Raw genomic sequence first — 16,859 nt, 5'->3', positions numbered from 1 at the left:
CCTCTCCCTTAATCCTTCATGCCGGATGAAGCCATCGTTTGAATGACATTGCTCTGCGACAATACAAACGTCACGATCGGCACCGTCATCATGATGACAGCAACGGCAGCTCCTACCCCTGCACGAGCAATTCCCCCTTGAACAATCTGTCCCATGGCGTAATGCATCGTTTTGAGCTGCTCACTGTAGATAAAGCTGCCGCCATCCGTTCCCCACAGCATCTGCATCATCAGGATGAGCAGGGTTAACCAGGCCGGTTTAACAAGCGGCATAACCACCTGGAGGAAAATCCGGTATTCGCTCGCACCATCCATTTTGGCCGCCTCCAGCAGTGCATCCGGAATCTGCTCCATAAACTGCTTCATCAGATATAAGCCGAGTGGATAAGCAAAAGCCGGAATAATGATCGCTTGATACGAATCAAGCCAGCCGAGCGTCGACATGATCATATAGTTGGGAATGGCCGTGACATGCGGTGAGAACATCAGGGACAATACAATCACGGTGAACAAAACCTTGTGTCCGCGAAACTTGTGTTTCGCCAGCGGGTATGCTGCCGCAGAGGCCAGAATGATATGACCGAATGTACCGGCTGCCGTAATGAACACCGTATTAAAAATGTATCTCGAAAAAGGAACCCATGAATTTTTCATTACCTGAAATAAATCAGAAAAGTTCTCAAACGTTGGATTCCGAACAAACAAAGTTGGCGGGAATATGAACAGCTCATCCAGTGGTTTAAACGCATTATTGATGACATAGATGAGTGGAACTGCCATAAATGCACCAAATCCGCCAAGCAGCAGGAACAGCAGGATATCGACCTGCCAAGATCGGTTGATTTTTCGTTTCATACGCAGGGCTATCTTCATCTGCTATTCCCCCACTCTCTTCAGAAGCTTTTGTACAAGCAGGTTGGAACCCAGCATCAGACCGAATAACACCGTTGCGATGGCAGACGCATAACCCATTTCGAAGCGGATCGTTCCGTAATCCATCAAGTGAGTGACGATCGTATGCGCACCATACTGCACACTTGGGAAACCGGCCAGCGCCGTAGCGACTTCGGCAACCGCCAAGGACGCGGTAATCTGAATCACCGCACCAAACATCAGCTGAGGCCGCATCGAAGGCAGCGTAATGTACCACAGCTCCTGCCAGCGATTCTGCACTCCATCGATGGCGCCTGCTTCATACAGCGTACGATCCACGGTCTGCAAACCGGCGATGAATGCCAGAAAACTGGTTCCCAAACTGAGCCACAGCTGCACAAGCATAATAATCGCCAGCATATATTTCGGATCCTGCAGCCATAGAATCGGCTCATAGAGAATGCCTGTTTTCATCAAGAAGCCATTCATAATACCGTACGAATCCCCGGAGAAAATAATTTGCCAAATAAAAAACACATTACCCGAAATCGAAGGCGCAAAAAAAATCAGGGTCATAAAGGCTCTCACCTTGGGATTCAGCTCATTGATCAGCCAAGCAAATACGAAACAGGCGATATAGCTGACAGGGCCGGTGACTACCGAGAAAATAATCGTATTTTTGAGACCAATTAAGAACACATCATCATTCCAGAGCAGCTTGGAATAATTCTCCCAGCCGACCCATTGTGGAAACTCCAGCATATTGAAATTGGTAAAACTGAAGAAAATGGAGATGATGACGGGAAACACCGTAAATAATAAAAATAACAACATATACGGAGATAGCAGCACATACAGATGCTTATCCCGCTTCATATCTCTGACAAAGAGTTCCCATTTCCCCGGCATGCCGGCAGGCGTGCGCTTGGGCTGAGAACTAGTTTTGGTCACCATGTCTGCCTTTTGCAAAAGAGTCCCTCCCTAGCGCATTCCGTCCAATTTAAACTCTTTTCGTTTCTGCTGAATTTCATAGTTGATTTCCTGCACGTAATCGTAGATTGCATCGGTCGAATTGGTACCGTTATTCACGACTTCACGCAGTGCATTGTCCAGATGGCGACCTGTAAAGTAACCTCCAGGAACCTCCGGAACACCCTGTACCCAATCCCACTGTTCTTCCAGACTGCGGTAATCGCGAATTGGCCAAGGTAACTCCTGCAGTGCTTCAATGTTGGCCGTCGGATAGCGCGCAGCAGCTCCCATCAGACCTTCCATTTCCCGTCCGAATCGAACCTGCGCATCCTTGCTGACCCACCATTTCATGAATTCCCATGCCGCATCCTTATGCTTGGATTGTTTCAGCATGACCGTCGCCGTGCCGCCGCTCGCCACATCGCGTTTGATGCTTCCATCCTGCTGCTTGATGCCTGGAACCGGGATGAACTCCCACAGCCCCTTGATCTCTGGAGCAGATACGGACAAATAGTTGTAGAAGGTATAATCCATAATGCCTACTGGCATTTCACCTGTTCTAAAACGCATCGGGAAATCAAAGGTGAGCGGAAGCTTATAACTCGTATAAAAATTCGTCCACTCTTTGAACGCCTCCAGTCCCGTTTCGGTATCCATACCACTTCGGGCACCCTGGTCTAAATAGAATGAACCGCCCATCTGATAGAGCAGCATTGCGTATGCCCGGTTCACTTCAAGCACCGGTACCCCTGTCGTTTGGGCAAGCGGCAGTGCCATTTCCATGTTGTGCTTCTGCAGCACCGGAATCATGGCGTACACGTCTTCCCACGTCTGCGGGGGCTCCAGATCAAGCTGCTCCAGAATATCTTTTCGGTAAAATAACATGTTGAAGATTTGCTGTTCCGGCAGCGCGAATACTTGGTCTTCAAATTGATAAGGTACCATGGCACTATCTCTGAACTGTTTAATCAACTCGTGATACCCCGGATAGGTGGACAAATCTTCTGCCGCATGACGCATCCCGAAGTTAACCGGCACATCATTGCCTACCTGCATCGCCACATCCGGGCCTTCTCCCGCAAGCGAAGCACGAAGCAGCACGTCCGCATTGACCAGTTTGAGATTTACACTTATGCCCGTTAGCGGGGTAAATGTGTCATCAATCATCGCTTTTAATACCTGCGCCTGGTCGCGACCTGTACCAATCCAGACGGTAACGGATTTATCCTCATCTGCTGTGCTGCCAATCGTATCGTAATCCTCGAAGAAGGAATGGAAGAAAGACGACACCTCATGTCCTGCTTTCCTGAACGCCGAATCATTTGCTTTTGGCAGCTTTTCATCAGGGGAAGCCAAGAGCAGATAGTCAATCTCCAGCGGCTGCTCCCGAACTTCCAGAAGCCAGGAACCGACGCTGCCGACGTTGATTTTGAACTGGGACAACCGTTTCTGAACGGTTTCCGGCTTGTTAGCGAGATCGGCCAGCTGATAAGCGGTTTTATTCAAAATCGCGGTTTTATCACTTTTTTCACCTGTTAGACGAATCAATTCTTCAGATACAGCATTCAGAATATCACTCTGCTCGTGAAACACATCCACCATATCTGGAATCTGCTTCTCTAATTGATAATCACGATACGGGTCGGGTACATTACCTGTGATCATCAGAATTTTTCGATACATCGCATTAATCTCAAGCACACTGGCTTCAACCTGACGGATCAGAGGCGCAATCGCTCCCAGACTGACCTCAAGCTGCAGGTCATGTTTTCCTTTGGTTAAGTAAAATAGATACGGCTCTTCTTCGCTGCCTAGGACGTTCATCTGCCAATCCGAATCATAGAAAAATGGAATCTGTGTCATCTCTTTGAATGGAATCTTGTTATCAATCTGCAGGGACCGGGTCGAGTAGATCCCCCTCAGCAGTTCCTGTCTGCCTTTGATCGCAATTTTATATAAACCATCCTCTGGTACCTCCATTTCCCATGCAATCCACTGCCCCGGCACACGCCAGTTGTTTCCGCCAATCGTGTTCATTCTAATCTTGGAAACATCGTACGGCTCCGTCGATGTGCTGGATCGATCTGTAATCGGGTACAGTGTCGGTGATGACTTGTAAGCGGCCTGCTCCCCTTGAACTTTGATCAAATGTCCGCTGGTTGCCGCGTATCCCTTCTGCTCGTACTCCTGCTTCAGTTCGGCATAGGATGGCGGTTCCTCATAATGATGAAGTTTGATCGAATCAATGACCATCGGTTCCCTCGTCGAGACGAGCTTTATGGAGTGTTTCCCTGCTGAAAAATAAAACTGGTACGGCTCTTCATAATAGCCTTCTTTATCTCTCAGGATGGACTCCTGCCACATGGGTGCTTCAATCTGACGCGGACGTAAGTCATTGCCTCTGTTGTCCTGTTCAATTTCGTCTTTTTCATTGACCCATACCCGGTGAAAGCTCATATTCCGCGCTGTCGCGAAGGGCAGATTCCCGTCGATCCATAATTCACGTTCGATGGCAGAGCTCTTGCCCTGAATCGGGTAATAGCGCAAAGTCATGTGATACATTCCTGATTCAGGAACATCCACTTCCCAGGCGACGGAACCACTCTCCTCTGTTCTTATGAACCTGCCCGTTTCGCCGCCGAGCTCCGTAATCATCTCGGGCTTCATCCCTTCGGCAGCTGTGTAATCAGCTCCCTTAATGATAATTTCCCTTGAAGGCCGCTTCTCGTTCCGATACTGCTGCAGGTAATAATCGTAACTGCCCTCAGCAGCCGATTCCGATATCGGCATCACACGGCTCAGATCTGATGTTCGATTTCCGGTTTTGGAATTACCACTTGCCCCGGAACTGGATATCGCATACACCACGACGAGCATTACCATGACGACAACAATCGTCACTCGGGATAATGTGAATTTCACCCAATGCCCCTCCTTTAACTGACTCTCGTAAACGTAATCAGATGGACGGCCCGCAAATTTGTTTCCCGGCTAACCGAGAACAGATATGAGGCCGTCAATTTTTTCAATCGCCTCAATTGATAAAAATTGCTGTATAAATTGAACTCAAAATGTTTACACGGAGCACTACGATGACAAGCGAATGCTTCCGATGCAGCTTTCTTTCAGAAAGTTCTCAGGCGACCGCTTCGTTTTTTCATAGTTCAACTTATACAAATTATTTTTTCTTGTCCTGCTCTCCGCTCAGCACTTTTTTCACTGCAGCCTGCGCAGGGGCAATGACTTGTGCAACACCTGTCGAAGGTGTAATTTCGCCTTTAACAAACTTCTCAGTTACACTGTCCAGCTGCTCCTTGATGCCCAGACCACCGAAACGTCCGCCATACAAGCGCTGCACTTTCCCATCATCGTTCATCGCATTCGCAATCGAAGTCTCATCCGGCAAAATATTTTCAAGGGATAGTCTGCGGTTATCCTGCCAGTTATCAAAGTCCTGGAGATCCTCCCAGATCTTCACGATGACATCCGCATCTTTCACACCCTTGGGAATCACATAAGCTGCCGTCTGACCAAATGGTTCATGATAGGTTTTCGCCTGCGGACCTTTCGGCATGTAGACATAACCCCACTCGTCCTTCATCTTATCGACAATCCGTCCTTCAATCTCCCAGAGCCCGCCTGGATACATCGCAATGGTACCTTCTCCGAAATATTTGGCCGGATCTTCCCAGTCGTTACCTCCATTGGCTTTGATCACTTTATGCTCGTTATACAGACTGTGCAGGAAGTTAAGCGCTTCCATCGCTTCGGGTGAATTAAACGTCACTTTACCTGTCTGTTCATCGTATAATTTAGCGCCGTTGCTTGCGATCAGCATCTCTGAAAGGACATAATGTGCTCCCGCCAAACCGTACTGATCCATTTTGCCGTCCCCGTTGCGGTCAACGGTTAGCTTTTTGGCGGCATCCAGCATCGTATTCCAGTTCCAGTTATCTTCATCCATCAACTGCTGCGGGTCTTTCAAACCTGCTTCTTTAAAAATCCGTTTGTTATAGAACATGCCGCTCTCATTCGGGGTATACCAGCTCTCCAGGCCATATACCTTATCGCCTCCAAAGCGCATGGAATCAATAACATCCTTCTCCACCCGGGTGTCTTTGAGATAATCATCCAGAGGTGTCAGGAATCCGCCCTGCATAAGTCCCCAGATGAAACCATCGGGAATACGGACTATTTCTGCAAAAGGCTCGTTAGCCAGTACCGAGGAAGACAGCTTTTCAGAAGTAGACCAGTATTCGGTGTTCAAATACTTGATCTTCACGTTATACTTTTCTTCCACCATTTTAATCCGCTCACGCGCAAGTTCATCGGACTCCGCATCCCCTTTTGGTGTGGCATCCCACCAGTGAGATATTCGAATGACCCGTCCATTTAAATCAGGTGCTGGCGCAGCCTCTTCCTTTTCTTCCTCTTTCGCTGGCGTTGTGCTCGTTTCCGTTTCAGCTGGTTTGGCAGTTGGCTCGGCTGGCTTGTCAGAACCGCTGCATGCAGACAAAATCGTGATCAATGCGGCAAATAAAACAAACATCATCATTTGGTTAGAAATCATTTTTTTCAACACGGGCTGCCTCCCTTAAATAAATGATTTTTTTACTTGCTCTTTTCTCCCTTGAGCACCTTCTGGATTCCAGCCTGTGCAGGTCCAATGATCTGAGCTACACCTGTTGAGGGCGTCACTTCACCTTTTACAAACTTTTCAGTCACACTACCCAGCGCTTCCTTGACACCTAATCCACCAGCACGAGCACCGTATACACGTTCAACCTGACCATTGTCATTCATCGCGTTAGCAATTGAAGCTTCATCAGGCAAAATGTTTTCTAACCACAGACGGTGATTATCCTGCCAGTTGTCAAAGTCCTGAAGCTCCTCCCAAATTTTCACGATGATATCGGCATCCTTTACACCCTTGGGAATTACAAAACTTTCTGTACTGTTGACTGTATCCAGATAGGTTTTGGCTTTTGAACCTTTGGGCATGTAAACATAACCCCATTCGTCCTTTAACTTATCCAGAATACGGCCTTCGACTTCCCATAATCCGCCAGGGTACATCGCAATGTTACCTTCAGAGAAAAACTTGGATGGGTCTTCCCAATCATTACCGGCGTTAGCCTTTACGACTTTATGATCGTTATACAGGCTGTACAAGAAGTTAAGCGCTTCCAAAGATTCGGGTGAATCAAACGCTGCCTTTTGCGCTGCCTCGTCATACATTTTGCCGCCGTTACTTCCAATCAACGTTTCATGAAGTACGTAGTACGCACCCGACAGACCGTACTGATCCATCTTGCCATCTCCGTTTTTGTCCACGGTCAGCTTCTTGGCTGCATCCAGCATCGTATCCCAGTTCCAGTTATCCTCTTCCAACAGCTGCTGCGGGTCTTTCAAACCAGCTTCCTTGAATATTCGTTTGTTGTAAAACATTCCGCTGTCATTCGGGGTATACCATCCTGTCAGACCATATACTTTATCCGTCCCGAATCGCATGGAATCGATGACATCCGGCTTGATCTGCGTATCTTTCAGATAGTCATCCAGTGGTGTAAGAAATCCGCCCTGCATGAGCCCCCAGATATACCCGTCAGGCACCCGGACAATCTCTGCAAAAGGTTCATTTGCCATCACCGATGAAGAAATTTTCTCGGACGTTGATCCGTAATCTGTATTCAAATAGGAAATTTTAACGTTGTATTTCTCTTCTACATTTTTGATTCGCTCACGAGCGCGTTCGTCTGCTTCCGAGTCTCCTTTGGGAGAAGCATCCCACCAGTTTGATATGCGGACAGCTCTACCTTTCAAATCCACTGCCGGCTCCTGTTTCTCCTGAACGGGTTCGACCGTCGCTTCTTTGTTTTCCTCCGCAGGTGCCTGTGCTGCTGTATCAGGTGGCGCTCCCCCGCTGCAGCCAGCCATGATGGTTACCAGTAAAGTGAGCATCACCAGCGGGCTAAACCTTTTCTTCCTCACAAACTTCATCTTACACACGCTCCCCCTCAAAGTTAGATAAAGATGAATCAAGCTTGCAGAACGCTTGGATGACTTCCTCGAATGACTTAACTCATCACAAGGCTGTCACGTATGGGAACTTGAAAACCTGCAGTCACTCCTTCAGCAGAAAGCGCTTACTAAGTTATCGGGAGTTAATGAAACGGATTTCATGAAACCCATTTCATTATAGTATCATGAAAAGCATCGGGTCAATACATATTCTGTTATTATTTAGAATATTTTGATCGCTGTCGTTTCATTCCGCACAATTTCAGGAAAACATAACACTTAAAGGGGGTAAATCAACAAAACCCTCTAACGTCAGATGAAATGACATCATAGAGGGTTTCATAACAGGTATAGAAAACCGGATTCAGGATGTGATGAACGCTTCCACTTCTTGAGTCCAATCCTCCTTTTCATAAGCCAATAACGTCTTCCAGCCAAGCTGCCGGGCAGCATGCAGATTTTTTTCCTGATCATCAATAAATAAAACTTTTTCCCCATCACCAAGATAGGTTCCGACCAGCTGGTATATCTCCATCTCCGGTTTGCATAAGCCCACTTGATTAGAGATGGTTACACTTTTGGTAAATGGTCTCAAACTTCGCAGATTCGGTTCAATCCATTCCTGACAATGATTGCTCAGCAGATGAATATCCGCAGACTCGCTCCATCGCTCTAGATATTGTGCAGCAGGTAAAGGAACGATCGAATCAAACAAAATGTCCCTCGCTCGGCTGATCGGTAACTCAGGATAACTTTCCCGTAATGTGTCCCAAAACTCTTCTTCTTTCATTGCTCCTGTCCAGAGCTGCCTTTTGACTCCTCCAAAATGCCCTTTTAATTGTTCTGCTGACAGGTTCGATTCCTGAATCATCTCTTTCCAGCACCTTAAAGATATATTACTTAACAGTACACCAGCGATATCGAACACGAGCTGTGGTCTATTCTGCATGGTATCCATCCTCCAAAACTATTTGTTTAATTTGTACTAAAGACCGTTTACGCCCTTATACGCGCACACGATTCAATTGCCCATTTCCTTTTCTCTGGCACCACAGATCTCCATTTATATAAAAGCATCATGCGGCAGAAAAGCATGCACACCTTTCACACCATTGACAATTTGCGTGATGCGCAGATCGATAACCGCACTCCCCAGCGCAATCGCCTCCACGCGCTGCAGGCCGTATAATTCTCCCATCAGGTTTAACATGCCATCCAATGCTTGAACCGTCGCCTCATTCAGATCCTCATGAAAACCAAAGGTAATCCAGCCAGTTGGCGTATGTGCACGAGGATTATCCAATTTCATATTGTCGATGACATTAACCGTGATATCTACAACCTCCATAGCACATTCGATAGCTTGACAGCTGACTTCCCCATCACCTTGTCGTGCATGACCGTCACCAAGTGCAAGGTAACCGCCATCTACTGGAACCGGTAAATACAGTTTACTCCCCTGAACCAATTCCTTGCAGTCGATGTTCCCTCCACAATAGCGCGGCGGCCAAGTGGTATGAATGCCTCCTGACTCCGGAGGCATCCCTATTACACCCATGAACGGGTTTAACGATACGGTATAGGATTTACCCTGCACTTCACAGGTACCTCTCATCGCTTGGCGATCAAGCACCCAATCCAGAGACAGTTCCTCCACCTGTGTTAGATGCAGCTTCTGATTCTGCCAGTTTGGATATCCACCAGCGGAAGTAAACCCGTAACTCCCGGGTACGATTTCATTGAAAATAATCTCCAGCGTCTTTCCCTGCTCCGCTTCTTCAATATGAATTGGACCGATTAAGGCGTGACCTCCATCTTTTTCACCTTGTCGCGGGAACGGTCTCAAACGTTCCGTATACCTTACGCCCATGCCCCAACCGGCATCCAGTGTCTGAAATCGGACTGAATCCCCCGACCGTATGTTCAATATGGGCTTGACCTCATTTGTAAACGAACCGATCAGATTTTCTTGCGTTAATTCAATGATATGTGTACTCACAGCCATTCCTCCCGGGCTTAGATCCATATTGTACGCAGCGCAGAGCAGCATTCCATTCCACAGCCTGCCTGACGCACCATTCCATCTACGTTTGAAGACGATCAAGATATTGTTTTAACGGTTTCATATGATGCTGATCATGCCATATAAAATCTTTGAGGTATTGAGGAATATAGAAGGGGTTACCTTCTGCGTCCAAATACGTTTGATGAAGCTGTTCATCCGTCAACGCTCGAATATCATTCATAATTTTATGGCGGTATGTGATCGCTTTGTCCACGATTTCCGCTGTTTCGGTGCGGCTGCCATACTCCACAGCTTTGCGATTAAACTCATCAAAATCCAGATGTCTCAATGTTACAGGCTGATGCAGCGCAATCTTTTCAATCGCTTCCTTGTAAAAATAACGATCCCATAACATCATATGACTTACGATGGATTTGATCGTCCACTTTCCTTTCTCCAGACTTGAATTCCAGATCTTTTCTTCGAGATGAGTCAACGTTTTGACAAACAGCGTCCATTCTTCAAATGTTTGAAGCAAATGTTCCATTTCTTTATTCACACCAAACTTCCCCCTTCTCTTTTTCGAAGATCCTTTACTATATCTCTATATTCCCTTCGGTTCCGATTCATCCACATCCCAAAGCATAATCCACCATCTCTCTTTGGGGTATCAAATAACTCACAGCCTCTCCTATTTCGATTGTTCATCATCTTGAATCATCACGATTCGCCTTTCTAGTAAGCAGCTGTTCAAGCGATTCTCTCGTCTTTGGATGCAAAATAACATCTTCCGAGTTCATCATGCGTTCTGCCAGATTGGAGTCTTTGACTCTACGGCCCCATTTTCTCGTAAAAGATCTCCAGTCACATACCATCTCTATAATATATTTTTGCGGCATAGGCAGAGCTTCTTTTGTATTTCTGTTTACAATCCAGTACTCCCAATGATGTTTATTATGATTCTGGTGATGCAGCCATGCGTTCTTCCATCTTTGTTCTGTCACTTCATTCTTATGTCCCGAATAAAATTTGACTGCATAAGGGAAAAATTCTTCGGGAGCAAACTTGGACAAATCATGAAGCAGCCCCTGTACATATAAACCTTCATGCCAGCACTCGATTAAAACATTCAGCTTATGTTCCGTTACATATAAGAAATACCTCCAATAGGCAGAAAGCATCTTCCTCTCCCCTAACCTTCTATTTTAATTTTCGGATCTCAACAGTTTCTTGGCATGATTAAAACGATGTATCCCAAATTCCTTGAAATCGGATTGTAATACCGCATCCCTCAAAGGATATAGATTGCTTGTCAGCCGCAGCTCAACACCTCTCGTCAAAAGCCTCTCTACCAGGTGATCTATTTTCTCTACGCAGCTTGGTGTAATCACCTGATCGGAAATGTAATATCCCGCTGTTTCATCAAAAAGTTGAAAAGAGGCTTCATCCAGATGATATCGATACAACGATTGGCCTGCGATCTTGGTGTACCACTCACGCTCAACCGTGACAATAATATCAGCTTCCGTATGTTTGAAAAATAATTCCTGATGTTCATTACTGATTTCGTTGGTTCTCTGAATAACAATACGGGGACAATTTCTCGGAAAATAATAGGTAAATTCATGCTGCTCATCAATCGCCCACACTACAGCCGGAAAATCAGGCCGATTCTGCTTCAATCTAGGAATAAAAATATCAATATCTGCATCTTCACTGAAATGATAGAGCACCCGATACACCTCTGTTCTGTTATGGCTTAAGCAAAGTGGACAACCCTTGTCTGATCTCGTACGTTAGATTGCCGTTATCTAACAGGCTGTTGAGGAGATGTTGATTCACGATTTCATTGTTGGTTTGTAAATATTCTAGGATCAAATCAGATTTTTCTTTTCTACCCATCATGTGATAGGCAGTGTACCATAACTCGGGGCTTGAAATATTCATCCCGTGCCATGTTCGATCAGGAATATGCGACAAAGGTAACTTTAATATGTTTGCTTCAACGCGAAAAGCAAATCCACCAATCACATCCACATTGCACGAACGGATCTCAATTCGGTATTCACTCGCAAAAAGCCCATCGCCACTTTCTTGCTCTGTCCATTCATATCCGTCTATCGCTTCAATAAATGTGGACTTCGGGCAATCTACCATCAGATCCCAATCATTCACGGATTGGGCAAGATTCAAGTAATACAGCATTCCGCTTCCACCCAGTGTAAATGAAATTCCCTTCTGTTCTAATTGTTTGACAAGCGGCATAATGACTTGAGGATTATTCATGGTTTACTCCTTCTGCAGTCGCTATTTGTGTTTGGATCAGTATAGAATTTCAATCTGTTTGTAAACAGCAGCTGGCTCATGATCGATCAGCATATTTACGCGGTTTTGCTCGGTAAGCAGCATATTCACAATATGTATCTCGTAGTACCACTCTCCCGTATCCTGATAGATATGCCTGCCATTGTAAAGGATTCTTCTATATTCGTTCGAAGTCAGTCCAAACGCCTGCTCGGTTAAGGCATGATTTCTTTTGTCATAGCGGACGGGTTTGCCGCATTCTTGGGAGTAAGAGAAGGTCACCTCATATTCGGATTCGAAACCCTTTTTAGCTATTTCAACGCATCCGACTTTCCACTTTTCTGCTCCTGGGTCCAAAATCACAATCTGATCCTGAACCGTCTCCAGACCCTTCTTATTTTGCACGATGACCACCTTGTGGTATGGCTGTCCATAGGACGTGTCATAACTGAACAGATTTTCCGGCAAACTTAGCGCTTTCTCCATGTGGTTTCGTACACCGGCAAAAGGAGCACCTCTCACTTCCTTCTCCCACCGCAAGGTAATGAATTGAAGAAGTAATCGTTCTTTATTCAAGTGCCCGTTCCTCCATTCCCATCAATAGTCAAGAAGCTGGAACATCCTGCATAGACGTCCCAGCTTCACTTTTTCATCATCTGAATCCATACATGGAGTGAACTATCACTCACTTTTTAAAAAGCGTGTTGATGATCCTGTCGGCACATTCTTTAGGCGTGTGCCTGCTCGTATCGATAGTATAACTGTATTGAATATCGGAAGCCATCATTCGGTGCTGCTCTTCCGACTGATCTTCTCTTCGGTCACCACGTTCAATATTGCGCTGACGACAGATCTCCAGAGGACAATACAGCTCCACAATATCCAGTGGATATCCTTCAAAAATCGTTTTGACTTGTTCATAATGCGGCGCAAGCTCCGGTCGTTCCACCAGAATTCCATCGATCAATACATGCTTGCCGTGGTCTGAAAACAGCTTGGCTGTATGATACATCAGCACTATGGCTTCGCTTAAATACTTCCAGTAATCGGTCTGGAGATGTTTGTCTCCGATTGTGTTCTCAAATAAATCATTCGCCACAACGTAGAAGAATGGATCATCGTAAGACTGCATCTCTTCTACGATAGACGTTTTTCCCGAGCTTGTTACGCCATTCAAAAAAATAATTCTGCCTTTGCCTTTTTCCATTATGTTATCTTCCTTTGCTAAAGTCTCATTTCCAAAACATTTCACAACCTACATTTTGCAGCAAACCCATTCTGTTTGGGTTCACTATAGTGAGTAGGTCAAGCGGCGCCAACCCATGGATTGTTCTCCATGATTTCTACGCAAGCGGCCTCATACTTTGATTAACCTGCTGCACAGTCGAGTACGAAGAATCTTGATAAATCAAACCATTCAGCTGCATTCCAAAAGCACATCCACCATCGATGCCAATCTTGTCTGCGGCAAACCAAACATCCGCTTTTCCATGAATATCGATCGTTTTGGTATGTCCAAAGACCACTTTTTTGTATAAATCTGTAAACGTATGCTGGATAAATTTATGTTTGATATACATAAAATCATGCTCCGGCTGCTGCTTCCAATCACTATAATCCGGGTTCAATCCAGCATGAACATAAATATGGTTTTCATCTTCATGGAATAGCGGCAGGCTGCTCAAAAAATGAATATGGTGGCTGTAGTCCGATTGAATAGATTTCCTCGCCTGCTGCAGCCGTGTATCCGAAATTTCATCTTTCAGCTGACAGTAACTTTCAAGCGTTGGAAGCCCTCCATGTTCCATAAATCTGGATTGAATAGCGGAACTCCCCTCTTGTATAAAATCTACGAACCGCTGGTCGTGGTTGCCTTTTAATGCGACCGCATGATGTTCGTGTACTAATTTCATCACCTTATCCACAACTTCTTTACTGCTGGGACCTCGATCTACATAGTCCCCTAGCAGCATTAACTGATCATAGGTCGAATTGTAATCGACATCATGTAATAACTGGTTAAACGTATCAATACAACCATGAATATCACTAACCATGAGCGTTCGATGCATCGAAAACCACCTCCATTTCATCTCTTTGAAGAAGCAAGGAATACCTGAAAGCCGCTGCATCTGCTCTATTAAATTAACTTTCTGATCTTCATACAATAAAAGCTGGCATTCGGGTACCGATTGAACTCTTCGATATGTACTAACTCCAACTTTAACTCATGTAATATTTCAAATAATTCTTCTTTTTTATGATATTTATCAAAATCCATGTACATCCATTGACCATTTGGTTTTAATACATCGGATATTTTTTGCAAAGCTTTACGGTATGCGCCTGTCTCATGAAGAGCTGAACCGATCATCGTGACGAGATCATAATGATGTTGAGGCAGCTTGCTTACTAAAAAGTCTTCACATATTACTGTAGAGGCATTGGGATGCCCCTCCCTATGCTGCCGGTATTTGAATATGTTACAAATATAAGAATCGATATCGATACTCGTCAAACAACCTGATCCGTTTATAAGATATCCGATATAATCATCCCATTCGCCTACGCCAATCCCTACATTAAGCGCATTCATCCCGCTGAACACATCAAAGTGTTTGGCTAAAAACTCCCTCGTCCCCAGTTCCAAATACAAGCCTGCAGGCGAGAGATTCCACTGATAGGCTTCCTTTTCTCTCATATTTAAATAAAAATTCAATAGATCTTGATCATTCATCCCTATCACCCGATCTCCAAATATAATAAAATACCCTCAGCGTACGAATGACTACTGCTGCTTGTACTTTTCATCAAACTCCTTATCTCTCATTTTTATTTCACTGATCGAATTGCGCAGGAAGGCCGACTGACAAATAAAGTAGACAGTACCCGTCAGAATGCAGATGCCTCCAACCCAATAATTCAGATTCAGATCCATCTCATAATCCGTCGGACTATAGCTCCCGGCTCCTGCAAACTGAAATACGGCGTATCCCAATTTCGGAATGACCTCTTCGACCGTTTTGGTAAGCGTGATCACAATAATTCCTACTATGATCAAAATGAACGAAAAAACCATCGGCATGCGTTTCAACTTTGGGCATCTCCTTCCCAAATGAATCTCGGATTGTTTTGAATATCTTCAATAATTTCAGTTAACTGTTCTGTGCTATAATGCTGCGTATAGAGTTTGGTTTGCTCTTTTAAGGTCGGACATGTTTCAAATTCCTCTAGTAAAACCAGACTGCGCTCGCCCATCCTCACTTCTTCGGCTCTCGATTGATCCCTACTCACCAAGGTATTCTGATCAACCAATAAAACGACATAAACGAGTCGGAATTCCAGATCAGTCAGCTGCTGTACAAGCCGCTTTACTTCTGAAGGAAAGGCAACATAGTCAATAACCACATCATAATCCTGTTCTAACAGATTCCGAGTTAAGCTGTATATATTTTTCCATGTTAAATCATACGTCTCTTTACACACCCAGGGTTTCCCTCGTCCATTCACTGGAATATGACTGATTGTATCCCCAGAAATGTATGCACTTTTACTTAATACTTGAACCAGTTGTTGTGAAGTTGTAGACTTCCCGACACCAGGAGGCCCCGAGATCACATATAATGTTCTGTTCATTTGGTTATCACCTTCTATTTATACATCTGGATGTACCACATATGAAATCCTAGTTCCTCGTAAAATGCCGCCGTATCTTTCCATCTTCGATTGGATGATCCAACCAAAGCCCTCTCCACTTGGTGCTCACACGCTTTATCGATTAGACATGTGACAAGCTGCCGGCCGATCCCTTGACTCCGATGTTGAGGGTGAATATAGACTTCATGAATCTCCAAATAAGCGTCTGACTGAGGAATGACCGGCACTGCATTACCCTGCCTGATCTCCCCAAAGGCATAACCAACAATCGCATCCTGCAGTTCGACGACGTAGAAGTAATCATTCAGCTTCTTTTCTAGTTTTTCTGGAGTCCAAGCCACATTCTCGTATCCCAAAGTGAGGTCCTCTTCTGTCCAACTGATCGTGAGATCGGTGACTTGAGCAAGATCTTTCTTCTGGCCCATCCGGTAGTGGTACATATCGCAGTCTCCTAACTATATGTCTCAAGCTTTACCAAAGATAAAACGATCATCGGGGTTCCACACATGCAGATCATCCGCAGCGTACCCACGCAACCACAGCTCGTCGTTTATACGTCTGAGATAAAAACCTTCTGGAAAATAATCATCTTCACTAATAGGCTGTGATGCAATGGTAACCGCCCCTGGAGGGGCCTGATTCCCTTTCGAGGCAGCTGCCGCATTTACTTCGAATTGATGCCAATACTGCATTCCAAGATAGGGGCCTAACTCCAATGGACATAATCTCAGTCCGAGGTCATCCGCTCTTTGAAAGAGCGGCAGCGTCGCAGCTCCCTCCCTAAATCCCAGATGTTTAACGGCTAATTCAACCGTAACCAATCTTTTCTTTGTATGAGATGTAATGAATTCCTCGCTACCTAACAATGTTTTTCCGTATTCATTTATTTGAATTGAGCACTGCCGCAGTTTGATTTGAAGCTCCGATGGGGTTAGGCCTCCAACTTCAACTACCCTTATTTTCACGGGACAGTTAGGGTATATTTCTTCCTGTTCAGGCACTTTCAGTCCCCCTAAAGGTTGATTTCT

Annotated in this window: 19 protein-coding genes; all 19 read right to left on the bottom strand. The window is 45.2% G+C overall.

Annotated features, from left to right (window positions below; genetic code table 11):
• Positions 1-8: 8 nt before the first annotated feature.
• Positions 9-872, bottom strand: a complete 864-nt coding sequence (locus MKY97_RS11930) for a carbohydrate ABC transporter permease (RefSeq protein WP_342555626.1) — start codon at positions 870-872, stop codon at positions 9-11.
• A 3-nt stretch (positions 873-875) separates the two neighbouring features.
• Positions 876-1,781 (bottom strand): sugar ABC transporter permease, encoded by a 906-nt coding sequence (locus MKY97_RS11925; protein ID WP_342556306.1) that lies wholly within the window; start codon positions 1,779-1,781, stop codon positions 876-878.
• 72 nt (positions 1,782-1,853) lie between these two features.
• Entirely contained in the window at positions 1,854-4,766 is a 2,913-nt protein-coding gene (locus tag MKY97_RS11920) for an extracellular solute-binding protein (protein WP_342555625.1), read from the bottom strand.
• 256 nt (positions 4,767-5,022) lie between these two features.
• Positions 5,023-6,414, bottom strand: a complete 1,392-nt coding sequence (locus MKY97_RS11915) for an extracellular solute-binding protein (RefSeq protein ID WP_342556305.1) — start codon at positions 6,412-6,414, stop codon at positions 5,023-5,025.
• 41 nt (positions 6,415-6,455) lie between these two features.
• A complete protein-coding gene (locus MKY97_RS11910; protein ID WP_342555624.1) occupies positions 6,456-7,844 on the bottom strand; it encodes an extracellular solute-binding protein in 1,389 nt (462 codons plus the stop codon).
• Positions 7,845-8,229: 385 nt separating this feature from the next.
• A complete protein-coding gene (locus MKY97_RS11905; protein WP_342555623.1) occupies positions 8,230-8,814 on the bottom strand; it encodes an HAD-IA family hydrolase in 585 nt (194 codons plus the stop codon).
• Between the two features lie 114 nt (positions 8,815-8,928).
• Positions 8,929-9,870 (bottom strand): acetamidase/formamidase family protein, encoded by a 942-nt coding sequence (locus MKY97_RS11900; RefSeq protein WP_342555622.1) that lies wholly within the window; start codon positions 9,868-9,870, stop codon positions 8,929-8,931.
• Positions 9,871-9,949: 79 nt separating this feature from the next.
• Positions 9,950-10,429, bottom strand: a complete 480-nt coding sequence (locus MKY97_RS11895) for a DinB family protein (protein ID WP_342555621.1) — start codon at positions 10,427-10,429, stop codon at positions 9,950-9,952.
• 148 nt (positions 10,430-10,577) lie between these two features.
• Positions 10,578-11,051, bottom strand: coding sequence for a DUF5662 family protein (locus MKY97_RS11890; RefSeq protein WP_342555620.1), 474 nt, complete (start codon positions 11,049-11,051; stop codon positions 10,578-10,580).
• A gap of 24 nt (positions 11,052-11,075) precedes the next feature.
• Complete coding sequence (locus MKY97_RS11885) at positions 11,076-11,603, bottom strand: DUF6886 family protein (protein WP_342555619.1); 528 nt, start codon at positions 11,601-11,603, stop codon at positions 11,076-11,078.
• Positions 11,604-11,622: 19 nt separating this feature from the next.
• The gene (locus MKY97_RS11880) at positions 11,623-12,156 is read right to left on the bottom strand and encodes a hypothetical protein (RefSeq protein WP_342555618.1); all 534 of its coding nucleotides are present in this window, start codon (positions 12,154-12,156) and stop codon (positions 11,623-11,625) included.
• Between the two features lie 36 nt (positions 12,157-12,192).
• Positions 12,193-12,750 carry a hypothetical protein gene (locus tag MKY97_RS11875; protein WP_342555617.1) on the bottom strand — a complete coding sequence of 186 codons (558 nt, stop codon included), beginning with the start codon at positions 12,748-12,750 and terminating at the stop codon, positions 12,193-12,195.
• A 109-nt stretch (positions 12,751-12,859) separates the two neighbouring features.
• On the bottom strand, positions 12,860-13,381 hold the full coding sequence (locus tag MKY97_RS11870) for an AAA family ATPase (RefSeq protein ID WP_342555616.1): 522 nt from the start codon (positions 13,379-13,381) through the stop codon (positions 12,860-12,862).
• A 136-nt stretch (positions 13,382-13,517) separates the two neighbouring features.
• Positions 13,518-14,246 (bottom strand): metallophosphoesterase family protein, encoded by a 729-nt coding sequence (locus tag MKY97_RS11865; RefSeq protein ID WP_342555615.1) that lies wholly within the window; start codon positions 14,244-14,246, stop codon positions 13,518-13,520.
• 68 nt (positions 14,247-14,314) lie between these two features.
• On the bottom strand, positions 14,315-14,911 hold the full coding sequence (locus tag MKY97_RS11860) for a class I SAM-dependent methyltransferase (RefSeq protein ID WP_342555614.1): 597 nt from the start codon (positions 14,909-14,911) through the stop codon (positions 14,315-14,317).
• Between the two features lie 51 nt (positions 14,912-14,962).
• Positions 14,963-15,268: a hypothetical protein gene (locus tag MKY97_RS11855; protein ID WP_342555613.1), complete on the bottom strand. Its 306-nt coding sequence runs from the start codon at positions 15,266-15,268 to the stop codon at positions 14,963-14,965.
• Complete coding sequence (locus tag MKY97_RS11850; RefSeq protein ID WP_342555612.1) at positions 15,265-15,810, bottom strand: AAA family ATPase; 546 nt, start codon at positions 15,808-15,810, stop codon at positions 15,265-15,267. Before MKY97_RS11850 ends, MKY97_RS11855 begins: the two co-directional genes overlap by 4 nt.
• Positions 15,811-15,824: 14 nt before the next feature.
• A complete protein-coding gene (locus MKY97_RS11845) occupies positions 15,825-16,271 on the bottom strand; it encodes a GNAT family N-acetyltransferase (RefSeq protein ID WP_342555611.1) in 447 nt (148 codons plus the stop codon).
• Positions 16,272-16,295: 24 nt separating this feature from the next.
• Positions 16,296-16,832, bottom strand: a complete 537-nt coding sequence (locus tag MKY97_RS11840) for a helicase (protein WP_342555610.1) — start codon at positions 16,830-16,832, stop codon at positions 16,296-16,298.
• Positions 16,833-16,859 lie beyond the last annotated feature (27 nt).

The organism is Paenibacillus sp. FSL R7-0652 (genome assembly GCF_038595045.1).
Classification (GTDB): Bacteria; Bacillota; Bacilli; order Paenibacillales; family Paenibacillaceae; genus Paenibacillus.
This window is presented reverse-complemented; position numbering and strand designations above follow the sequence as displayed.

Coding starts and splice junctions, on each gene's coding strand:
- MKY97_RS11930 (WP_342555626.1), bottom strand. CDS start 872: ATGAAGATAGCCCTGCGTATGAAACGAAAAATCAACCGATCTTGGCAG.
- MKY97_RS11925 (WP_342556306.1), bottom strand. CDS start 1,781: ATGCCGGGGAAATGGGAACTCTTTGTCAGAGATATGAAGCGGGATAAG.
- MKY97_RS11915 (WP_342556305.1), bottom strand. CDS start 6,414: ATGATTTCTAACCAAATGATGATGTTTGTTTTATTTGCCGCATTGATC.
- MKY97_RS11910 (WP_342555624.1), bottom strand. CDS start 7,844: ATGAAGTTTGTGAGGAAGAAAAGGTTTAGCCCGCTGGTGATGCTCACT.
- MKY97_RS11905 (WP_342555623.1), bottom strand. CDS start 8,814: ATGCAGAATAGACCACAGCTCGTGTTCGATATCGCTGGTGTACTGTTA.
- MKY97_RS11900 (WP_342555622.1), bottom strand. CDS start 9,870: ATGGCTGTGAGTACACATATCATTGAATTAACGCAAGAAAATCTGATC.
- MKY97_RS11890 (WP_342555620.1), bottom strand. CDS start 11,051: ATGCTTTCTGCCTATTGGAGGTATTTCTTATATGTAACGGAACATAAG.
- MKY97_RS11880 (WP_342555618.1), bottom strand. CDS start 12,156: ATGAATAATCCTCAAGTCATTATGCCGCTTGTCAAACAATTAGAACAG.
- MKY97_RS11870 (WP_342555616.1), bottom strand. CDS start 13,381: ATGGAAAAAGGCAAAGGCAGAATTATTTTTTTGAATGGCGTAACAAGC.
- MKY97_RS11865 (WP_342555615.1), bottom strand. CDS start 14,246: ATGCATCGAACGCTCATGGTTAGTGATATTCATGGTTGTATTGATACG.
- MKY97_RS11860 (WP_342555614.1), bottom strand. CDS start 14,911: ATGAATGATCAAGATCTATTGAATTTTTATTTAAATATGAGAGAAAAG.
- MKY97_RS11850 (WP_342555612.1), bottom strand. CDS start 15,810: ATGAACAGAACATTATATGTGATCTCGGGGCCTCCTGGTGTCGGGAAG.
- MKY97_RS11845 (WP_342555611.1), bottom strand. CDS start 16,271: ATGTACCACTACCGGATGGGCCAGAAGAAAGATCTTGCTCAAGTCACC.